This is a genomic window from Mycolicibacillus koreensis (assembly GCF_002104795.1).
Taxonomy (GTDB): domain Bacteria; phylum Actinomycetota; class Actinomycetes; order Mycobacteriales; family Mycobacteriaceae; genus Mycobacterium; species Mycobacterium koreense.
On record NZ_NCXO01000027.1, the window covers coordinates 1 to 17,894 of the forward strand.

At 69.3% G+C, this 17,894-nt stretch carries 18 protein-coding genes and 1 pseudogene; 8 read left to right on the plus strand and 11 right to left on the minus strand.

All coding sequences use genetic code 11. The features are described from left to right. Positions 1-262: 262 nt before the first annotated feature. On the minus strand, positions 263-454 hold the full coding sequence (locus B8W67_RS20560; protein ID WP_133056101.1) for a hypothetical protein: 192 nt from the start codon (positions 452-454) through the stop codon (positions 263-265). Between the two features lie 264 nt (positions 455-718). On the opposite strand from B8W67_RS20560, the pseudogene B8W67_RS12380 reads away from it, so the two are divergent. Further along, positions 719-939: pseudogene (locus B8W67_RS12380) on the plus strand (transposase); the annotation flags it as partial. Positions 940-1,316: 377 nt separating this feature from the next. Here the strand turns inward: B8W67_RS12380 and B8W67_RS21305 are convergent. Further along, entirely contained in the window at positions 1,317-1,454 is a 138-nt protein-coding gene (locus B8W67_RS21305) for a hypothetical protein (protein ID WP_234806744.1), read from the minus strand. A gap of 161 nt (positions 1,455-1,615) precedes the next feature. After that, a complete protein-coding gene (locus tag B8W67_RS12390) occupies positions 1,616-2,614 on the minus strand; it encodes a hypothetical protein (protein WP_133056102.1) in 999 nt (332 codons plus the stop codon). Positions 2,615-2,706: 92 nt separating this feature from the next. On the opposite strand from B8W67_RS12390, the gene B8W67_RS12395 reads away from it, so the two are divergent. From B8W67_RS12395 to gjpA, 3 genes are all read left to right on the plus strand, one after another. Next, entirely contained in the window at positions 2,707-2,880 is a 174-nt protein-coding gene (locus B8W67_RS12395; protein ID WP_372507460.1) for an ATP-binding protein, read from the plus strand. Positions 2,881-3,046: 166 nt separating this feature from the next. Continuing rightward, positions 3,047-3,859, plus strand: a complete 813-nt coding sequence (gene erm / locus B8W67_RS12400) for a 23S ribosomal RNA methyltransferase Erm (protein ID WP_085304247.1) — start codon at positions 3,047-3,049, stop codon at positions 3,857-3,859. A 150-nt stretch (positions 3,860-4,009) separates the two neighbouring features. After that, complete coding sequence (gene gjpA, locus B8W67_RS12405) at positions 4,010-5,113, plus strand: outer membrane porin GjpA (RefSeq protein WP_085304249.1); 1,104 nt, start codon at positions 4,010-4,012, stop codon at positions 5,111-5,113. 64 nt (positions 5,114-5,177) lie between these two features. On the opposite strand, the gene B8W67_RS12410 is transcribed toward gjpA, so the two are convergent. Further along, complete coding sequence (locus B8W67_RS12410; RefSeq protein ID WP_085304251.1) at positions 5,178-5,495, minus strand: hypothetical protein; 318 nt, start codon at positions 5,493-5,495, stop codon at positions 5,178-5,180. A 174-nt stretch (positions 5,496-5,669) separates the two neighbouring features. Here B8W67_RS12410 and B8W67_RS12415 point away from each other — a divergent pair, with 174 nt between their 5' ends. Further along, the gene (locus B8W67_RS12415) at positions 5,670-6,269 is read left to right on the plus strand and encodes a TetR/AcrR family transcriptional regulator (RefSeq protein WP_085304253.1); all 600 of its coding nucleotides are present in this window, start codon (positions 5,670-5,672) and stop codon (positions 6,267-6,269) included. A gap of 67 nt (positions 6,270-6,336) precedes the next feature. Further along, complete coding sequence (locus tag B8W67_RS20305) at positions 6,337-7,068, plus strand: hypothetical protein (protein WP_109561784.1); 732 nt, start codon at positions 6,337-6,339, stop codon at positions 7,066-7,068. 12 nt (positions 7,069-7,080) lie between these two features. Here B8W67_RS20305 and B8W67_RS12420 read toward each other — a convergent pair whose 3' ends face one another. After that, the gene (locus tag B8W67_RS12420; protein ID WP_234806745.1) at positions 7,081-11,439 is read right to left on the minus strand and encodes a cation-translocating P-type ATPase; all 4,359 of its coding nucleotides are present in this window, start codon (positions 11,437-11,439) and stop codon (positions 7,081-7,083) included. Positions 11,440-11,671: 232 nt separating this feature from the next. Between B8W67_RS12420 and B8W67_RS12425 the strand changes: the two genes are divergently transcribed. Both B8W67_RS12425 and B8W67_RS12430 read left to right on the plus strand, forming a co-directional pair. Then, complete coding sequence (locus tag B8W67_RS12425) at positions 11,672-12,013, plus strand: ArsR/SmtB family transcription factor (RefSeq protein WP_085304254.1); 342 nt, start codon at positions 11,672-11,674, stop codon at positions 12,011-12,013. A 117-nt stretch (positions 12,014-12,130) separates the two neighbouring features. Further along, a complete protein-coding gene (locus tag B8W67_RS12430) occupies positions 12,131-12,358 on the plus strand; it encodes a hypothetical protein (RefSeq protein ID WP_085304256.1) in 228 nt (75 codons plus the stop codon). Here B8W67_RS12430 and B8W67_RS12435 read toward each other — a convergent pair. The 6 genes from B8W67_RS12435 to B8W67_RS21310 form a co-directional block, all read right to left on the minus strand. After that, positions 12,355-13,191, minus strand: coding sequence for a serine hydrolase (locus B8W67_RS12435; protein ID WP_163797202.1), 837 nt, complete (start codon positions 13,189-13,191; stop codon positions 12,355-12,357). The genes B8W67_RS12430 and B8W67_RS12435 overlap by 4 nt on opposite strands. A gap of 2 nt (positions 13,192-13,193) precedes the next feature. Next, the gene (locus B8W67_RS12440; RefSeq protein WP_085304258.1) at positions 13,194-14,333 is read right to left on the minus strand and encodes an acetate kinase; all 1,140 of its coding nucleotides are present in this window, start codon (positions 14,331-14,333) and stop codon (positions 13,194-13,196) included. Next, entirely contained in the window at positions 14,330-16,423 is a 2,094-nt protein-coding gene (pta, locus tag B8W67_RS12445) for a phosphate acetyltransferase (protein ID WP_085304260.1), read from the minus strand. The genes B8W67_RS12440 and pta overlap by 4 nt, the downstream gene beginning before the upstream one ends. 107 nt (positions 16,424-16,530) lie before the next feature. Next, positions 16,531-16,977 (minus strand): Rv1443c family protein, encoded by a 447-nt coding sequence (locus tag B8W67_RS12450; RefSeq protein ID WP_085304262.1) that lies wholly within the window; start codon positions 16,975-16,977, stop codon positions 16,531-16,533. Positions 16,978-17,030: 53 nt separating this feature from the next. Then, complete coding sequence (locus B8W67_RS12455) at positions 17,031-17,297, minus strand: hypothetical protein (RefSeq protein ID WP_085304264.1); 267 nt, start codon at positions 17,295-17,297, stop codon at positions 17,031-17,033. A gap of 167 nt (positions 17,298-17,464) precedes the next feature. Then, entirely contained in the window at positions 17,465-17,869 is a 405-nt protein-coding gene (locus B8W67_RS21310; RefSeq protein WP_234806746.1) for a hypothetical protein, read from the minus strand. Between the last annotated feature and the right edge of the window lie 25 nt (positions 17,870-17,894).

The window sequence follows — 17,894 nt, forward strand, 5'->3', positions numbered from 1 at the left end:
CCTTCAATCATTTGGCTACGACACGCCGGTCACCAAGATCAGGTCCCGACTCGTACACCACTCTGGTGGACGCAACCCTTGAAGGATCATGTTGGCCCCGACCATGCCCAGGAGGAGGGCGCCGCCGTCACCGCCGAGTGGGGCTGGCAGCGTGTCAGCCAAGGCCACCAGAGGTGGTCCGCTCAGCATTGAAAATAGAGATGGTGTGTCCATCAGGTCGGTAGACGGACCAATCAAGGTGTTCAGGAAATCTACGGAGACGCTAGGTAACTGGCCCGGGTGCGGTGAGAAGGTGTTGCCCCATACTTGCTAACTGACCTGGGAAGCCCAGCACGAACCCGCCAAGGTTTTCTGCTGATGCGCCGAATGCGGTAATCCAGTCTTCGGCCGCATCGGTAACGGAGCTAGATAGCTCGACCGCGGTTGCAATCGCGTTGCTTTGGCTGATCTGCACGTTTGAAATCTGCGATGCTAGTGGAGCGATCGCAATCAACCCCGCTCCCGTAAACGCCACGCTGACAGACGCTGGTGATCGAAGTGCGCTCTGCATGGTGATCGTCCCCTCGGCCCATGGAAAGCTCCTTTTGGAGCCTGACGTGAACGTAGAATTATTTTTTCCTGAAAAACACTGTAAGAAAACTTATATTATGGGGTGTGGCACGACTCCGGTGCCAGCCATGTGATTCATCGTCCCTTCCGCCCCCTCCCCGGGGCCACAGGAACCCGCCCCAAAACGGTGCTCACTGATACCTGTGGGGCAGTCGAGATCGACGTGGCGCGGGACCCGGCCGGCAGCTTTGAGCCGCGGATCGTCAAGAAATCCAGCACCGGATTACCGATGTCGATGAGGTGGTGTTGTCGTTGTATGCGCGTGGGTTGACCACCGGGGAGATCAGTGCCCATTTCGCCGATATCTACGGCGCCCAGGTCTCCAAGGATGAGCGGGTGCCACATAAGCGATGCCGGTCAGGAGGCCGCACCGACTCGGGGACGGCCGGGCTTACGTTCCCAACCGCACCCGAACACACGCACCGCGTTCGCATCCCACACTGCACCACCACGCAATTCTGCCAGTGGAGCCGGAAACGTGGGAAGGTCGCGAAGTTGATGGGACACGCTGTCGCGACACCCCCAGTTCAACGGCGATCTCGGCTGCGCTCATCAGCTCGGGCATGCTCGGAGACGCGGCTCGCTGTGCATACTCCTTCTCGCGCACAACCTCCACACCAACCGGCTGGGCGCCGATCAGCGCCGAAAGCTCATGCGCCATGTTGACAGCGCGTCGAACATCTCCACGGAGCCGTCCACCCAGACCGTCACGTAGAACCCGTGCCGGGAATGCGGGCGACGGGCCCGTCGATCTCATCGAGCACGGTAGCCCAGTGATCCATGACCGCGGCGTCGAGGTCCAAGTCGAAGGTGTACGTCAGCACCCAATCATTTGTCTCAATCATCAGACTTGGTCTCCCTGCTGCAGCGCCACGTCGACGTCGATGACGAAGGCCTCCGGTTTGTGAAGCGGTGTTGAGGGGACACTTCACAACCGGAGGCCTTCTCCCCGTCACCTGAGACGGGTTGATCTCCACTCATCGACCAGCGCGGCTGGACATCTGAATCAGCCCAGCAGCGCCTGCATCAACATCGCGGGGATCTGGGTGAACAGGTCGGGCAGGAAACCAAAGTTGTCCAGCAGACCGCTCAGGTCGCCAATACCCAAATCACCAAGGCTGAAGCCATCGAATACCGACGCCATCATGGATCCGAAATCGGGCAGACCAAAATCACCCAAGCTGCCCAAACTGAAGGCTGAATCGTTGACGATCGCGCCGGCGAACGCCTGCGGAAGCGCATTAAGCACCGTGTTGATGATGCCACTGGAACCATCAAGGAATCCGATTGTGCCGTCCGGACCTTCGTTAATTAGCGCACCCAGAATCTCGCCAGGAGCACCGATGGCGGCGGCAAAGGCTTCTACCGGATCAGCGCCCATCAACCCATCCACCACGGCTTGCCCACTGTCACCTGCGGCACTTACGGCTCCGATCACCGGAGACAGAGCTCCGAGCGCCCCGAGCAGCAGCGGCAGAGTGCTCGCCTGAATGCCATCGGCCAGGTTCTGCACCATGGTGTGCGGAATACTGATGACGGCCACCAGGTCGTTGAGGTTGCCCAAGAATGGCGCCAGCAAGGTATTGGTGACGACCCCTTCAAGGAAAGCGTCGGCCGCTCCCGCGATATTGAGCTCAGCCAGATCGGTGAACACAGGCGCCAGGTTGTCGGGCAGATCAGTCAGCGCCGTGACAAAGTCGGAACCAACCCCAGTCAAGGTGTTGATAAGACTCTCGCCGTAGCCAAGTTGGTTACCCAGTACCGTCGTCAGGATCGGCATCGGACTACCAAGCCAAGTGCTGGCAATCTCGGTCATGTTGGTGAATGCCCCGCCGACCAGGTCAATGTACGGCGTTACCGCATCGGTCACGGCGGTCAACGCCAGATCGGCCTCAGTTAACGTTAGATGAGAATCAGGCGGCGCAGCCACAGGTGCGGCGACAAGCATCCCAGCGGTCGCTAACGCCATACCCGCAGTTAAGTACGGTCGCATGGTCTCAGACACGAATCCTCCTTGATGTGTGCTTCATGGACCGACGTAACTTTACTTATATTTTCCTGAATCGTCTATAAGTCGTCTTAGGTAAGGCTCGGGGCATGCTCCTGGCACAGACCTCCAACCTGCCGTTCTCCCGCTGGGGACAGGTGTTTGGCGAGGCCATCATCGCCTCAGCCACGATCGACCTCATCGTCCACCACGCCGACGTCATCGCCCTGGAAGGTGAGGCCGCCCGATCTCATGACGTGGTCCTCACGACAGCGAGCAGGTAGGGTGCGGCCGTGGGCACTACCAGCATCGCCGTGACGAGGTTCCGCCGCTTCTAGCGGTGGACCGCGACTCTTCTTTCTTTTTGCGCTCCGCCGCTCTCAGCGCACCAGCTGGGCGGCTTCTTCGTGCTGCCCGGGCCACCCCATCACTGCCCGGAGTCCCTTCGCGATGCCTACCTACCGTGGCGGCCGACACGAGTTCGGCCAGAACTTTCTCACCGACACCACAACGGTCGACGCGATCGTCGACCTCGTTGCCCGCACCGGCGGGCCGATCATCGAAATCGGTCCCGGCCGCGGGGCGTTGCCCCTTCCCCTGCAGGCCCTGCGCCGGCCGATCACCGCCGTGGAGATCGATTCCCGACACGTGCGAGCGCTACGGCCGCAGGTGAAGTCCCGGACCACCGTCGTCCACGACGACTTCCTGCGATTCCGGCTACCCCGAACACCGCACACCGTCGTGGGCAACCTGCCGTTTCACCAAACCACCGCGATCCTGCGCCGGCTCCTGCACGCCGACCACTGGATGACCGCGGTGCTGCTTGTGCAGTGGGAGGTCGCCCGCCGCCGCGCGGCGGTGGGCGGCGCGACGATGATGACCGCCCAGTTCTGGCCGTGGTACGACTTCACACTCGAAAGCCAGGTTCCGGCAGCGGCGTTCACGCCGCAACCGGGAGTCGACGCGGGCCTGATGACCATCACCCGACGCGCCGTCCCCCTCGTCGACCCCACACAACACCGGCAGTACCGCTCCTTTGTTCATGCCGTCTTTACCAGCAGGGGCCGCGGCCTGCGACAGATCCTGCCGCGGGTTGCAGGACCGCGAGCCGGATCAGCGGTCAAGAGTTGGATTGCAGCGCAGTCAATCTCCGACAGATCCTTGCCGCGTGACCTGACACCCGAGCAGTGGTCAGAACTGTTCGCCCTCACCGCCCGGCACGTCACGGACATCCGTCGTACGCGCCCCAGGCCTCGACGCTGATCCGCCCACCGCCCCGAACGCTTCGACAACCGACTCGACTTGCGCCGGTTCATAACTCGGGTTACTTACTTTCGGCCCTAATCCGCTGTGAACACACAGATTATTCTCAGGTGTATCGATGAGGTGAGATACCGGCCACAGGGGGTTGCCATGTCCACCACCGTCCGCCCCAGGACCACCGGCAGCGTCGCCCTGGCGAGCGTCGCCATGATCGCTGCCATCCCGCTGCTGGCGCCACCGGGCGCGCCCGCCGTTGACATCCCCGACGCGGTCTACGATGTCGACCTCACCTCGTTGAGCGATCCGATCGGCCCCTGGGTGGACACCCTCGACCACGCGGTCGCCAACATCACCGGCCTGTTCACCGGGTGGGACGCCGCCCCCTTCGCGGCCGCACAGCAGTTGGCCGTCAACCAGATCGCCCACCTGGACGCCCTGTTGGACAATCCTCTCGTCCTCGGTGGTGTCCTCCAAGATGCCGGCGCCCACCTGTTGGGAGCGCTGGGTGCACCGTCGGGATTCGTTCCGTTCGACCATCTCGTATCGCTGCCGATTGGCACCTCCACCGGTGCCGCATTTCTCGGAGGCAACGAGGTGCCGTACCTGACCATGCTGGCGGCGAGTCTCCTCAGCGGCGACCCGCTGCAAGCCGGTGTCATCGGCTTCAGCGGCTCACCGCTCAGCGGTTTACTGCTCGGTGTCGCGGGCCCGGTCATCAGCCCGGTGGTGGCGCTGGCCGACGATCTGCAGTCGGCGATCGGCGCGCTCACCTCAACGGATCCGCTCGCTGCCCTCGACTGGCTGGTCGATATCCCCGCCCACATGACCGACGCGTTTCTCAACGGCGAGGAATACCTCGACCTGACCTCGCTGATCACCCCGCTGCTCAACGCGGTGATGGCCCCGTTGGGTGGCGCGTTCCCTTCCGTTCCGGTCGGCCTGCAGATGGGCGGGCTGCTCAGCGGCCCGTCGGGCTTGTTGGACGCCGGGACACTGTTCGGCGCGTTGGACACCCCGACCGCGTCCATGTTCCACGGTGCCGGCGTCGGCCCCATCGGGGCTCTTCTTGAGCTGCCGCAGGCCATCGCCGTCGGCCTGGGCTGGAACCCGGCTGCGCTGATCGCCGGTGGCGGTTTCATGCCGCTAGATGTGTTCGGGGCCGGGCCCTTCGATCTCGCCCTGCTGGGGCCACTGGCGAATCTGCTCGACATTCCCGGCCTGCTGCTCAACGGGCTGCTGATGGCGCTGTCCTGACGGACCCGGGTTTCACCGGTTGGCGCGGCGGGCTCGTCGTCGTCGAGGCGCTCCGCCATCGGGGTCATCGGGCACGCTGATGCGCAGCCCCCGCCCCCGGATCCGACCGCCCGATCAGCGCCCACCAGAACTCCGCGGGGATCTCGGTACCGGAGCGCAGCACCTGGGCCAGCCCGACGGCCATCGCCACCCCGAGCAGCCCCAGGTAGAGCCCGGTCAGCCCGATCAGCCACCACGCCACCGCGGTGAGCACCGGCCACGGGGAGAGCACCACCAGGATCGGCGCGAAGATGAATCCGGTCCCCACATACCAGGCGGAGCCGGCCCGATCGGCCAGCATCACCCGCCGCAACCAGGTGGGCATCGGCGCGTCGGTGGGCATGGCGGCCTCCTTACTCGGCGGGTCCCCGTTCGGCGGTGAGGATCCCCAACCAGTCATCGACGCGGCACGACACCAGATTCGGGGCGCTGAACCGGGCAGCGCGGCGGTCATAACCCCACCGTAACAGAAACATACCGCCGTGCGGTATATAGGAAAATCGGGTAGTTTCACGCCATGCCCACCGAACGCACTCCCCAGCATGAGCGGCGCGCCCAGACCCGCGCCGCCCTGCTGCGCGCCGCCGGGCAGGTCTTCGCCGAGCACGGCTATCACGGCGCCACGCTGGAGGACGTCTACCGCGGCGCGGGGGTCTCCCGCGGGGCGCTGTATCACTACTTCTCCTCCAAGCGGGAGCTGTTCGCCGCACTGCTGGCCGACCGTCTCGCCGACGCCGCCGCAGCCGCCGACTTCGAGACCCTCGGCGACGGCGCCGACCCGATCGCGACGTTTCTGCACCGGGTGGGCCGCGACCCGCGCTGGCTGCCGCTGCTGCTGGAGTTCCTGGCCCTGGGCGCCCGGGACGTCGCCACCGGCGAGAGCGTGCGCACCCATTTCATCCGCCCGGCCCGCGGCATCGCCGCCGCCGCCACCGCCGGCCTCACCGGCGACGACACCGTGCTGAGCGCCGAGGAGTTGGCAATCACCACCACCGCGCTGATCAACGGGCTGGCCATCGAGCGGGCCTTCGACCCCGACGCGGTGCCCGAGGATCTGGGCGCGCGGGTGTTCGCCGTGCTCACCGCGGGGCTGCGCTCGGCCGCCGACCCACGCTGATCCCCGCGGGACACATCTACGCGCTTTGGACGATGTTGTTTTGTCCGCGGCGCCCGATAGTCGGGCCATGAAGACTCTCCAACTGGCCGCAGCCGGCGCCCTCGCGGTGACCGCGATGTTCTCCTCCGGCACGCTCACCGGTGCGATCGCGGCCGCCCACGCCGACTGCGGATGGCTCGACGGCGTCGCCACCCTGGGCGTCAGCTGTCTGGTGACCGGCCTCGACACCGACGGGAGCCGGCCCAGCTGCCCGCCCGGGTGGGTGGACATGGGCCTGCGCCAGGACCCCGACGGGCTGAAGCTGCTGTGCTACGACCCGAATTCCGAACCGGTGCAGACCGACGCACAGGCACGGGTCGGCATGACCTGCCCGGACGGGACTTTTGTCGACACCAGCCAGGAAACCGAACTCCCGAAGAAATCGGTGGTCTGCGCCGGGCACGGGTACCCGCAGAACCCGCCGGACTCGCCGCCGAAACACGAAGGCCCCTGCCCGGAGGGCTACGAAGAGTGGAACGGTGAATGTCCGCGGCCGTGCCCGGAGGGCAAGGAGCACCGGCCCAACGGTCAGTGCGCCTGCCCGGACGGGACCGAAGAATACGGCGGCCAGTGCCTGCCCCCGTGCCCCGACGGCCAGCCCCGCCGGTGGGGCAGCGGCTGCGCCGACCCTCAGCCGCCCGACACCCCTCCGGAAGCGCCGAAGTTCCACGGCTGCCAATGGTTCCCGCTGCCACCGGTGCGGACCCCGATCGATGTCCCGTGCCAGTTCGGCCAGATCGACACCGGGCCGATGCCGTGAGCCGGGGGCGACTCAGGGCGAGCCGACACCGATGAGCACCGGTTTCGGCGGCGCAACCGGGCGGGCCGTGACCACCCTCCGGTCGGGGCCGGGTTCGGCCGGCGCGGTGGAGGGGGCCGCGCCGTCCGAGCCGCCCGGGGTGTCCTCGGGGTGCGCTGCCTCGGAAACCGCGGGAGCCACGGCGGCCTGCCAACGCTGCGGGAGCACCCGCGGGGCGAGCGCGATCGCCCCGACCGCCGCGCCCGACGCGCCGAGCGCCTGGGCCCAGCCGAGCGGGCCGATCGGGGTGCAGCCCAGCAGTTGGCTGATGCCGGGCAGGCTGATGGCCGCGGCGAACACCGCGAACGATCCGGTGGCCGTCAGCCACACCAGCGGGGCGTGCGAATCCACCAGGGTCTGGGCCAGTTCGGTGCCCACCAGGGTGATCAGCGCGACGGTGGCCGCCCGCGCCGGACGCCCGGTCAGCGACGCCATCGCCCAGGCCGCCGCGGCGGCCGCCCCGGTGATGCCGCCGCGCACCGCGACAGCACGCACCAGCGCCTTCTCGTCGATGCCGTGCACCACCCGCCCGGCCGGTCCGGCCGGGGTGCTCACCGCCACCGCGGTGGCCGGCAGCGCGTCGGTGAGCATGTTCATCAACAGCAGCTGCCGGTTGTTCAGCGGGGAGGTCCCGGTCAACGCGGTGCCGATCACCCCGAAGATCACCTCGCCGATGTTGCCGCCGAGCAGCCCGGTCACCGCCAGTTGCACGCCGCGCCACAGCCGCCGGCCCTCGTCGACGGCGTCGGCGAGCGCACCGATGCGCCCGTCGGTGAGCACGATGTCGGCGGTGGTGTGCGCCGAATCGCTGCCGCGGGCCACCACCCCCAGGCCCACGCTGGCGGCCCGGATCGCCGCGGCGTCGTTGGCGCCGTCACCGACCATGGCGGTGACGATGCCGGCCCGCTCCAGGGTCTGCACCACCTGCACCTTGTTCTCCGGGGACATCCGGGCGAAGATCACCCGCTCGGCGACCGCCTGCTCCTGTTGCTTGCGCGACAAGGTGTTCCACGCCGCGCCGGTGATCACCTGCTCGTCGGTGACCGGCATGCCCAGCTCGGCGGCGATCGCGGTGGCGGTCACCGGGTGATCGCCGGTGATCAGCCGGATGCCCACCCCGCGCTCGGTGAGATCGGCCAGCAGTTGCGGGGCCTCGGCGCGTGGGGTGTCGGCGATCCCGACGAACCCGACCAGGCTCAACCCGGCACCGCACAGCCCCTCGACCGCCTCGGCGCCGCCGGCGGCGACGGTGCGCGCCTGGGCGGCGGTGAGCCGACGGCGGGCCACCGCGAGCACCCGCAGCCCACCGGCGGCGAGTTCGGCGACCTGTTCCGCGGCGTTGGCGGGCGCCTCGGTGCAGGCCGCCAACACCACCTCGGGGGCACCCTTGAGCACCAGGTCACGTCCGGACACCGACGCCGACAGCGCCCGCCCGGACCGGAACGGCAGGTGCGCGTCCGGGGTGAGCCAGCGCTGCTCGCCGGGCGGCAGCGCGGCGGCCGCTTCGATGATCGCCTGGTCGGTGGCGTGCGCGTGGGCGGCGCCGTCGGGCGACGGGGCGGCGTGCACGGCGTCGGCGAGCACCTCGTCGTCGCTGTATCCGGTCACCGGGTGCACGCCGGTGACCCGCAGCCGGTTCTCGCTGAGGGTCCCGGTCTTGTCGAAGCAGACCACCTCGACCCGGCCGAGCGCTTCCACCGTGCGCGGGATACGCACCAGGGCACCGAGTTTGCTCAGTCGCTGTCCGGAGGCGTGCTGAGCCAGGGTCGCCATCAGCGGCATCCCCTCGGGCACGGCGGCCACCGCCACCGCGATCGCGTTGCCCAGCGCCATCTGCAGGGTGCCGCCGCGCAGCAGACCGAGCAGCCCCACCATGACACCGCCGGCCGCGCTGGCCGGGAACGCCCGGTTCATCAGCACCGACAGCTGGTGTTGCAGGCCGACCACCGGCAGCTGCCCGGCGGCCAGCTCGGCCGCACGCCGCGCCTGGGTCTGCGGCCCGACGGCGGTGACGATCGCCAGCGCGGTGCCGGCCACGACGGTGGTTCCGGCGTAGAGCATGCAGCGCCGGTCGGCGAGCTCAGCGCCCGGGGTCGCCTCGGTGTGCTTCTCCACCGTCAGCGACTCGCCGGTGAGCGAGGATTCGTCGACCTCGAGGTCGGCGGCGGTGATCAGCCGGGCGTCGGCGGGCACCACCTCGTTGCTGCGGACCTCGATGAGCATGCCCGGCGCCAGGGATTCGGCGGGCAGTTCGGTGTGGGCGCCGGTGTCGGCGTCGACGGTGCGCGCCGGCGGGGTCTGGGCGGCGAGTAGCCGGTTGAGCCGGTTCTCGGCCTGCAGTTGCTGGCCGGCGGCGAGCATGCAGTTGCCGATCAGCACCGTTGAGACCATCAGGGCGTCGACCGGGGAGCCGAGCATGGCGGTGGCCGCCGAACACAGGCCCAGCACCGGCATCAGCGGGTCGGAGAGCTCGGCGCGCACCGCGGTGAGGAACTGCCACACCATGTTCGGTGGCGGCTCCGGTGCGGCGACGGCGTCCAGGTCGGCGGCGGGCAAAAGCGCCCGCACCTGCTCGACGGTCATGGCGTGCCACTCGTGGGCGGGGGCGGGTCGCGGCGCGCGGACCGCGGTGGCGCGCCGTGCCAGCAGGTAGCCGGAGACCAGCCCGGCCGCCGCGCCGACGGTGACCGATGCGGGTCCGCGTCCGCCGCGCACCCCGGGCACCATCAGCAGCGCCCCGAGACTGGTGGCGCCGGTGGAGATGGCGATGCCGCGGTCGGTGGCGGTCCGTGCGGCGGGCAGGGCGTGCAGCACCTGCCACACCGCAGCCAGGTCCGGGGCCAGCAGGTCGGCCTGCCAGGACGGCGCGGCGGTGTCGTCGGCGGGCAGCACCCCGATGCCGACGTCGGCCGAGCACAGTGCGCCCGCACCGCTGGCCGACACCACCGCCACGGTGTGCCCGGCGCGCTGCAGCGTGGCCACGGCGTCGGCGAGCGCGGTGTCGGTGTCGGGGTTGCCGGAGTTGTCGGGGGCGGCGATCAGCTCGTCGAAGGCGGGGCGAAGCTCGTCGAGCACGCCGGTGTCCACCGTGACCAGGTGCACCCCGGCGCTGCGGGCCTCGGCGATCAACGCGGTGGCCAGCGGGTGGGCGGCCGGGGCCGACCCGGGCTGGGTGCGCAGGTCGGTGTCGGTGAGCACCCGCGGGTCGATGAGCAGCGCATCGATGCGGTCGAGTCGGCGCAGGGCGTGCGGGGACAGGGTGAGCACCGCGTGGTCGTCGGCGAGGGCGCGGCCCAGGGTGGCGGCGAACGCCTCGGTGGTGCTGCGGACCGCTTTCGGGGCGGCCACCACCACCGCGTTGGAGGCCATGGTGAGGTTGCGGGTCAACGCCCCGACCAGCCCGGCGCCGATCACCTGGGTGAACGCCATCTTGGTGGTGAACCGTTGGGCGGGGCCGTCGGGCAGCGGCACCGGGCGCACCCCGCGGTGCACCTCGGTGGCGGCGGCGCGGGCCAGGGCCGGTTCGTGGTGGCGCCAGGCCTGCGCGGCGGCCTGGGTTTCGGCGGCTTTGAGGCCCTGCATCGCCACGTCGACGGCGAGGTTGGCCGGCGACAGGGTGACGATACGTGCCCCGGTACCCAGCAGCGACAGCGCGGTGTCGGCGGTGCCGGCGCCGAACCGCTCGTGTAATAGCCGGCGCAGCCACGGCTGGTAGTTGGCGAAGGTGGCGGCGGCGTCGACCGCCAGCGGCGCCGCCGGCAGGCGCAGCATCCGGCCGGTGACCGCGATCGCCAGCCCGGCGGTGTTCACCGCGACCATCACCCCGCGGGTGACCAACAGCAGTCCGTCGCCGGGCAGGGTGGTGCGATCGGCGCAGGGATGCACCGTGACCGGGTCGATCGTGTCGAGCAGACCGCACAGCTCCCGCAGCGACGGCGCCGCATCACCGGCGGGGTCCAAATCGATCACGACCCGTTCCAGCGGGTGGTTCAGGCTGGCCGATTTCACCCCGGGGTGACCGGTGAGCGCGGTGAGCACGCGCTCGCCCCGCTCGGCGCCGTCGGGGCCGGCCAGGCCGGGCACCTCGATCCAGGCGCGCTGCTCGCCGCGCCAGGCCCGTCGGCCCAGCGGTGTGGCGTCACCGGCGAGCGCTTTGGCGCCCTCGCGCACCGGCAGGGCGGCCAACTGCAGCCCCGCGGAGGCGACCGCACCGACGGTGTCGGCGGCGCCGGCGGCGCTGCGGGTGGCGGCGTCGACGGCGGAGACCGAGGCACTCAGCGCGGTCCGGATTCCCCAGGCGAGCGGACGCAGCAGCAGCGGTGTTCGGCTCACGGTCACGGCACCCCATCGGTTGTCGGTCAACGGCGGCGGGGCGCGGGCGCGGACTCCTCGCCGCGGGCGCCCCCATTCGGGGCACGAAGCCCCCGCTCGGGACGTCCCCATCCTGACGACACTTCGATGGTTGCGCAAATATGCAAATGTGCTGTTGCGCGAAGTCCGCCCTTGGCTTTGGGAGAAGATGGGGACCGACGCGACGAAACCTGAAGAACGGCAGCCCGAAACTATGACTTCAGAGCACCCGCACGAGGAGCCGACCGCGCCGCAGCTGGCGTCGGCCGCCGAGACGTTCGCGCTGCTCAGCAGCCCGGCCCGGTTGCACGTGCTCTGGCTGGCCACCCAGGGGCCCTATGACGTGACCACCCTGGCGGGCCGGGCCGGCATCGGCGTGGCCACCATGAGCCAGCACCTGACCAAGCTGCGGCTGGCCGGGCTGATCAACGCCCGCCGTGAGGGACGTCACCACATCTACACCGTCGACGACCCGCACATTGTCGCCCTGCTGGCGCAGATCTTCGCCCACATCGCCCCGGACGGGAGTCTGGCGCCGGACCCGCCGCGGACGTGATCCCGGTTAGCACCGCCGATCCGTTCGGGGGACAGAGAAAGTGTCCGAATCACCAACCTGGCCCACTTAGGCTGATGTTGTCCCGGGCGGCGGGTGAGTAAGGAGAGCAGGTCACTGATGAAACCGACTGTGCAGCGGGTACTTTTCGGTGCTGCCCTGGCGGTCGGCGCCCTGTTCACAGCGAACATCGCCCATGCCGCGCCGATGGAGTGGGCGTGGATCGGCCCCTACAGCTCCACCTGGACCTGCGAGCAGGCCCGCGACAGCTGGCCGGTGGCATCCGAACCGTGCGTGCAACGCGACGACGGCGCCTACTTCTGGGGCCTCCGCCAGGCCACCCCCTAGGTGACCACCTCCCGCAGCACCACCCCGATCTCCCGCATCACCGCCAGCACCGCATCGCGGGTCTCGTCACGCTCATCGGCCACCCGCCAGTTCGCCACACACGCGTACACCACCCGCCCGGCGGGACCGGAGACCACACCGACATCGGCGCGCACCCCGGCGTCGGTGCCGGTCTTGTTGGTCACGCTCAAACCCCGGTCCGAGCCACTGTGGCTGAGGGGATCGAGCCCGAACGCGGACGCCACCATGCTCAGGTCCAGCCCGTCGGACAGCCACTCCCACACCCGTTCGCTGACCGCGGCGCCGAGCATCCGCCGCTGCGCCAGCGCGGCCATCACGTTCACGTAGCCCGCGGCGCTGCCTGTGCTCAACGTCTTCGGCTGTCCTCCGGTACGCACACCGCGGACCTTGTCGTGCAAGCCGATTCCGGTCAGCCCGGCGCGTTCGGCGACCGCGGCGATCACCTCGATTCCGCCGACCACGTCGATCAGGGCGTTGGTGGCCCAGTTGTCGCTGGCCAGTCCGACCAGTCGCGCCGCGTCGGCCAGTGCCAGCTCATCGATGCGCAGGTGTTGCCAGATGCCGGAGTCGGCCACCGGCTCGGTGTCGGTGCGTGCAACCGGCTGATCCGGGCTCAGCACGCCGGCCTCGATCCGGTCGGCGAGCGCGATCAACAGCAGGATCTTGGCCGTGCTCGCCGAAGCGAGCACCGTCGCCGACTCGTGCTCGACGAGCGGCGTTTCTGGGCCGTCCAGCGGGTGGGCGAGCACACTCCACTGCGCGCCGGGCACAGAGAGCGCCTGGGACAGCCGGGTGTGCTCCGGGGGTATCACCGCTAGCCCAGTACCGCCATGCAGGAACGGGCGATCGCGAGTTCCTCGTTGGTGGGCACCACCAGGACCGTGACCGCCGAGGCGTCGGTGGAGATGGCGCGGATCTCGCGGGAGTCGGCGGTGTTTAACGCGTCGTCGACCTCGATGCCCAGCGCCCCGAGACCGGCCAGCACGTCGGCGCGCACCAGGGCGTCGTTCTCCCCGACCCCGGCGGTGAAGCTGAGCACGTCGGCGCCGCCGAGCACCGCCAGGTACGCCCCGATGTACTTGCGCAGCCGGTGGCAGTACACGTCGTAGGCCAGGGTGGCGGCCTCGTCGCCGGCGTCGATGCGGGCGTGGATCTCCCGAAAATCCACCGCCCCACCGAGACCGAGCATCCCGGAGCGCCGGTTGAGCAGGGTGTCGATCTCCGCGACGCTCATCTGCGCGGTGCGGTGCAGATAGCCCACCACCCCGGGGTCGATGTCCCCGGAGCGGGTGCCCATCACCAGGCCCTCCATCGGGGTCATCCCCATCGAGGTGTCCACCGGTCGGCCCCGGTCGATCGCCGACGCCGACGCCCCGTTGCCCAGGTGCAACACGATCTGGCGCAGCTGGTCGTAGGGACGGTCGAGGAACGCCGCGGCCTGCTGCGAGACGTATTCGTGGGACTGGCCGTGGAATCCGTAGCGGCGGATGTGCCACCGCTCGGCGACCTCGGCGTCGAGTGCGTAGTGCGCGGCGGCCGGCGGCAGGTGGTGGAAGAACGCGGTGTCGAACACCGCGATGTGCGCCACGTCGGGTAGTAGCTTGCGGGCCACCTCCATGCCGAGGACCCCGGGCGGGTTGTGCAGCGGCGCCAACGGTTCCAGCTGATGCATGGTGGCGATCAACTCGTCGGTGACCAACGTGGGTTCGATGAAGCGCCGCCCGCCGTGTACCGCCCGATGGCCCACGGCCGCCAGGTCGGCGTCGTGCAGGTCGATCCCCGCCTCGCGCAATTGGTCGAACGCCTGCCGCAGTGCGGCCTCGTGGTCGGGCACCCCGTCGGCTTCGCCGATGCGTTCGACGAGCCCGCTGGCAGCGGTCTCACCCGAACTCGGGCGCACCAGAGCGTATTTGAGGGTGGACGATCCGCAGTTGAGGACCAGAACGCTGCTCACGGGGTCTCCTGGGCTTGCACGGCGGTGATCGCGACGGTGTTGATGATGTCGTCGACCAGCGCGCCGCGCGACAGGTCGTTGACCGGTTTGTTCAGCCCCTGCAGCACCGGGCCGATAGCGATCGCCCCGGCGGAGCGCTGCACCGCCTTGTAGGTGTTGTTGCCGGTGTTGAGATCCGGGAAGATCAGCACGGTGGCCCGCCCGGCGACCTGGGAGTCGGGCATCTTGCCGGCGGCCACGCTGGGTTCGACGGCAGCGTCGTACTGGATGGGGCCCTCCACCAACAGATCCGGGTCGCGCTCGCGCACCAGGGCGGTGGCTTCGCGGACCTTGTCGACGTCGGCGCCGGCGCCGGAATCGCCGGTGGAGTACGACAGCATCGCCACTCGCGCCTCGATGCCGAACTGGGTGGCGGTGCGCGCCGAGGAGATCGCGATGTCGGCGAGTTGTTCGGCGGTCGGGTCGGGCACCACCGCACAGTCGCCGTAGGCCAGCACCCGGTCGGCCAGACACATCAGGAAGATCGACGACACCGTGGAGATGCCCGGTGCGGTGCGGATGATCTCCAGGGCGGGGCGCACGGTGTGGGCGGTGGTGTGCATCGCCCCGGACACCATCCCGTCGACCAGGCCGTTATGCACCAGCATCGTCGCGAAATACGACACGTCGTGCATGAGTTCGTGCGCCCAGTCCAGCGAGACATCCTTGTGTTTGCGCAGCTCGGCGTATTGGGCAGCGAATTCGTCACGCAGCTCGCTGGTTTCGGGGTTGAGCACCTGCGCCTCGGACAGATCCACTCCGAGTTCGCTGGCCCGCGAACGAATCTCGGCCTCGTCGCCGAGGATGGTCAGATCGGCGACGGACCGCTGCAACAACCGGCCCGCCGCGTGCAGGATGCGGTCATCGGCCCCCTCGGGCAACACGATGCGTTTACGGTCGGCCCGAGCACGATCCTGCAGTTGGTGGGTGAACATCTGCGGGGTGATCACACTGGGCATCGGCAACGCGAGCTGATCGAGCAGGTCGGTGACGTCGACGTGGCGCTCCATGAGCTCCAAGGCGGTGTCGATCTTGCGGTGGGAGGCGGCGGTGACCCGCCCGCGTGCGGTGCCCGCCGCACTGGCGGTGTCGAACGTGCCCGAGCCGGTGGCGATGATCGGCAGCCGCAGTCCCAGCCCGCTCACGAGTTTTTCGATCGAGGCGTGCAGCGCGAACCCGCCGTTGAGGATCAGGCACGACAGCGATGGGAATCCGTCGGCGGCGTGCGCGCTGGCCACCGCCAACACGACATCGGAGCGATCACCCGGGGTGATCACCGCGATCGCCTCACGCAGCCGCTCGAGCACATGGTCGGCGGTCATCCCGGCCACCATCACCCCGGTGACCTCGCGGTCGAGCAGTGCGGCATCCCCGGAGACGACCTGCCCGCCGACCGCGTCGGCCAGCTCACGCACGGTCGGGGCGAACAGCAGCGGCTCCTCGGGCAGCACGTAGGTCTTCGGGGCGATGGCGGCCAGCGCTGCGGCGACCGCCTCGAGCTGGTCGGGGTCGCAGCGGTTGGCCACCACCGCGGCGGTGTGGGCGTGCTGGGCGGCCAGCTCGCCCAGGCACACCCCGACCACCTGGGCGATCTGCTCGGGGCTGCGGCCGCGGGCGCGGACCGCCAGCAGCACCGGGGCGCCGAGGTTGACCGCGATGCGGGCGTTGACGCCGAGTTCGGCGGGGCTGGTGACGTCGGTGTAGTCGGAGCCGACGATCACCACGGCGTCGCAGCGCGCGGCCACGGCGTGATACCGGTCGACGATGTCGGCGATCGCGGCGTCGGGATCGGCGTGCAGGGCGGTGTAGGTGACTCCGACGCTGTCGGCGTAGTCGACCTCGGCGCTGGCGTGGGCGAGCAGCAGCTCCAGGATGTAGTCGCGGTCCTCGCCGAGGCGGGTGATCGGCCGGAACACCCCGACACGCGCGACGGTCGCGGTCAGCCGGTGCAGCAGGCCCAGGGCGATGGTGGATTTGCCGGTATCGCCTTCGGGGGCGGCGATGTAGATGGCGCGGGCGGTCCCCGGCGATGTCGGTGCCTGCGCGGTCATCGTTGGGCTACCACCTCGTGCTCCCCGTCGTGTTCGCCGCCTATCGTCGCATCCTGGGCCGGCTCACGGTGCCGGCGGGCCGCGCTGCACCCTACGGGAGGACCGCACTACTGGAGGATCGCGGCGAGGGTGCGCCAGCGGCGGTGCCGGTGGCGAAACATCAGCCGGACGAACACCCTCGTCGGGGCACCGCGCCAGCCGGCTTCGGTGTCGATCTCGTCGGTGTAGCGGCACCGGTCGTCGTCGAGGGGTTCGAAGGTCAACCGGTGGTTCCAGGTCCGCACGGGCCCTCCGTGCTCATGGGTGTAGATCTCGGTCGCGTCGAGCTGTTTGACGGTGATGTGATGTGTCCAGGACGGGATGAGACCGAACCACCACAGTCGCGCCGACCCCTGGGTTCCGACGTCGATGCGGTCCGGGACGTTCAGCCGGTACATGTGCAGAATCGGCCGCAGGACGTAGCGCATCAACTCCGGATTGCGGGCGATCCGCGCCGCGGTGGCCGCCGGGATCGGCAACTCGGTGGTAAGGGTGACCTTACTCATCGGATCCATGGTTCCCGTCGGCGGAGTGGAACGCAACCGCGAGCCACCCCGCAGAGTCACCCTCAGCCGCGTCGATGCACCTGCGACAACAGCGCACTGATCGCCTCGGCGTCGGGGTTGGCGGCGTGATCGTTGAGCCAGCGGATCACCTCGATGCGCAGGTCCTCCGACAGCGCCAACCGGCCGCGCACCGCCAAGGTCAGCATCAGATTGATCGCCGCCCAGTCGTCCCCGGAGCCCAGTTCCACGAACGCGCTGGCCCGGTCGACTTCGGCGAATCGCGGGCTGAGTTCGTCGGCGAGGCGCCACGCGATCTGACCGGTGTTCACTGCGGGGCGCTGGGGGCCGGGCGCCGGACGGCGAGGGCATGGCGCACCGGTCCGGCCGCCGCGCTTCGACACTGCGCAAAATTGGCCCGCGAATTAAAAACAGTACGTCCGTCCCACATTGGTTCAGCATATAGCGCAGCGGTGGCCTCGCCGCTGCAGTTGCGGAATTATCCGGCGGATTCTGCGGCGGTGACTTGGTAGCACAGCGCACCGAACTGGGTGTCGCCGACGTCGCTGACGTGCAGAAACTGCCCCGGCGGCGGGCGATACGGTTCGTCTTCGGCTTCGTGGGTCAGTTTCGCGTTCGCCGCGTCGGCCGCCTTGCTGGCCCGCAGTTGCGCGGCCACCGCGCCGGCCGGTTCGCCGAAGCAGTGCACGCCGTCGTTGCCCAGGCTCAGCAGCTCACCGATCGGGGCGTTGGGTTCTTGATCGTCCGGGCGTTCGGCGGGGCCGGCCTGGGTGCTCGCCGTCGACGAAGTGCTCGGCGATTCGAACTCGTCGTCCTGCTCGGCGGCGGTGCAGCCGACCAGCACAAGCCCCGCACTCGCCGCCACCAGCCATGCGTAGGTCATACGGCCCCAGTGTAGGTATCGGGGC

Coding starts and splice junctions, on each gene's coding strand:
- B8W67_RS21305 (WP_234806744.1), bottom strand. CDS start 1,454: ATGATTGAGACAAATGATTGGGTGCTGACGTACACCTTCGACTTGGAC.
- B8W67_RS12395 (WP_372507460.1), top strand. CDS start 2,707: ATGCTCCTGGCACAGACCTCCAACCTGCCGTTCTCCCGCTGGGGACAG.
- erm (WP_085304247.1), top strand. CDS start 3,047: ATGCCTACCTACCGTGGCGGCCGACACGAGTTCGGCCAGAACTTTCTC.
- gjpA (WP_085304249.1), top strand. CDS start 4,010: ATGTCCACCACCGTCCGCCCCAGGACCACCGGCAGCGTCGCCCTGGCG.
- B8W67_RS12410 (WP_085304251.1), bottom strand. CDS start 5,495: ATGCCCACCGACGCGCCGATGCCCACCTGGTTGCGGCGGGTGATGCTG.
- B8W67_RS12415 (WP_085304253.1), top strand. CDS start 5,670: ATGCCCACCGAACGCACTCCCCAGCATGAGCGGCGCGCCCAGACCCGC.
- B8W67_RS20305 (WP_109561784.1), top strand. CDS start 6,337: ATGAAGACTCTCCAACTGGCCGCAGCCGGCGCCCTCGCGGTGACCGCG.
- B8W67_RS12425 (WP_085304254.1), top strand. CDS start 11,672: ATGACTTCAGAGCACCCGCACGAGGAGCCGACCGCGCCGCAGCTGGCG.
- B8W67_RS12430 (WP_085304256.1), top strand. CDS start 12,131: ATGAAACCGACTGTGCAGCGGGTACTTTTCGGTGCTGCCCTGGCGGTC.
- pta (WP_085304260.1), bottom strand. CDS start 16,423: ATGACCGCGCAGGCACCGACATCGCCGGGGACCGCCCGCGCCATCTAC.
- B8W67_RS12450 (WP_085304262.1), bottom strand. CDS start 16,977: ATGGATCCGATGAGTAAGGTCACCCTTACCACCGAGTTGCCGATCCCG.
- B8W67_RS21310 (WP_234806746.1), bottom strand. CDS start 17,869: ATGACCTACGCATGGCTGGTGGCGGCGAGTGCGGGGCTTGTGCTGGTC.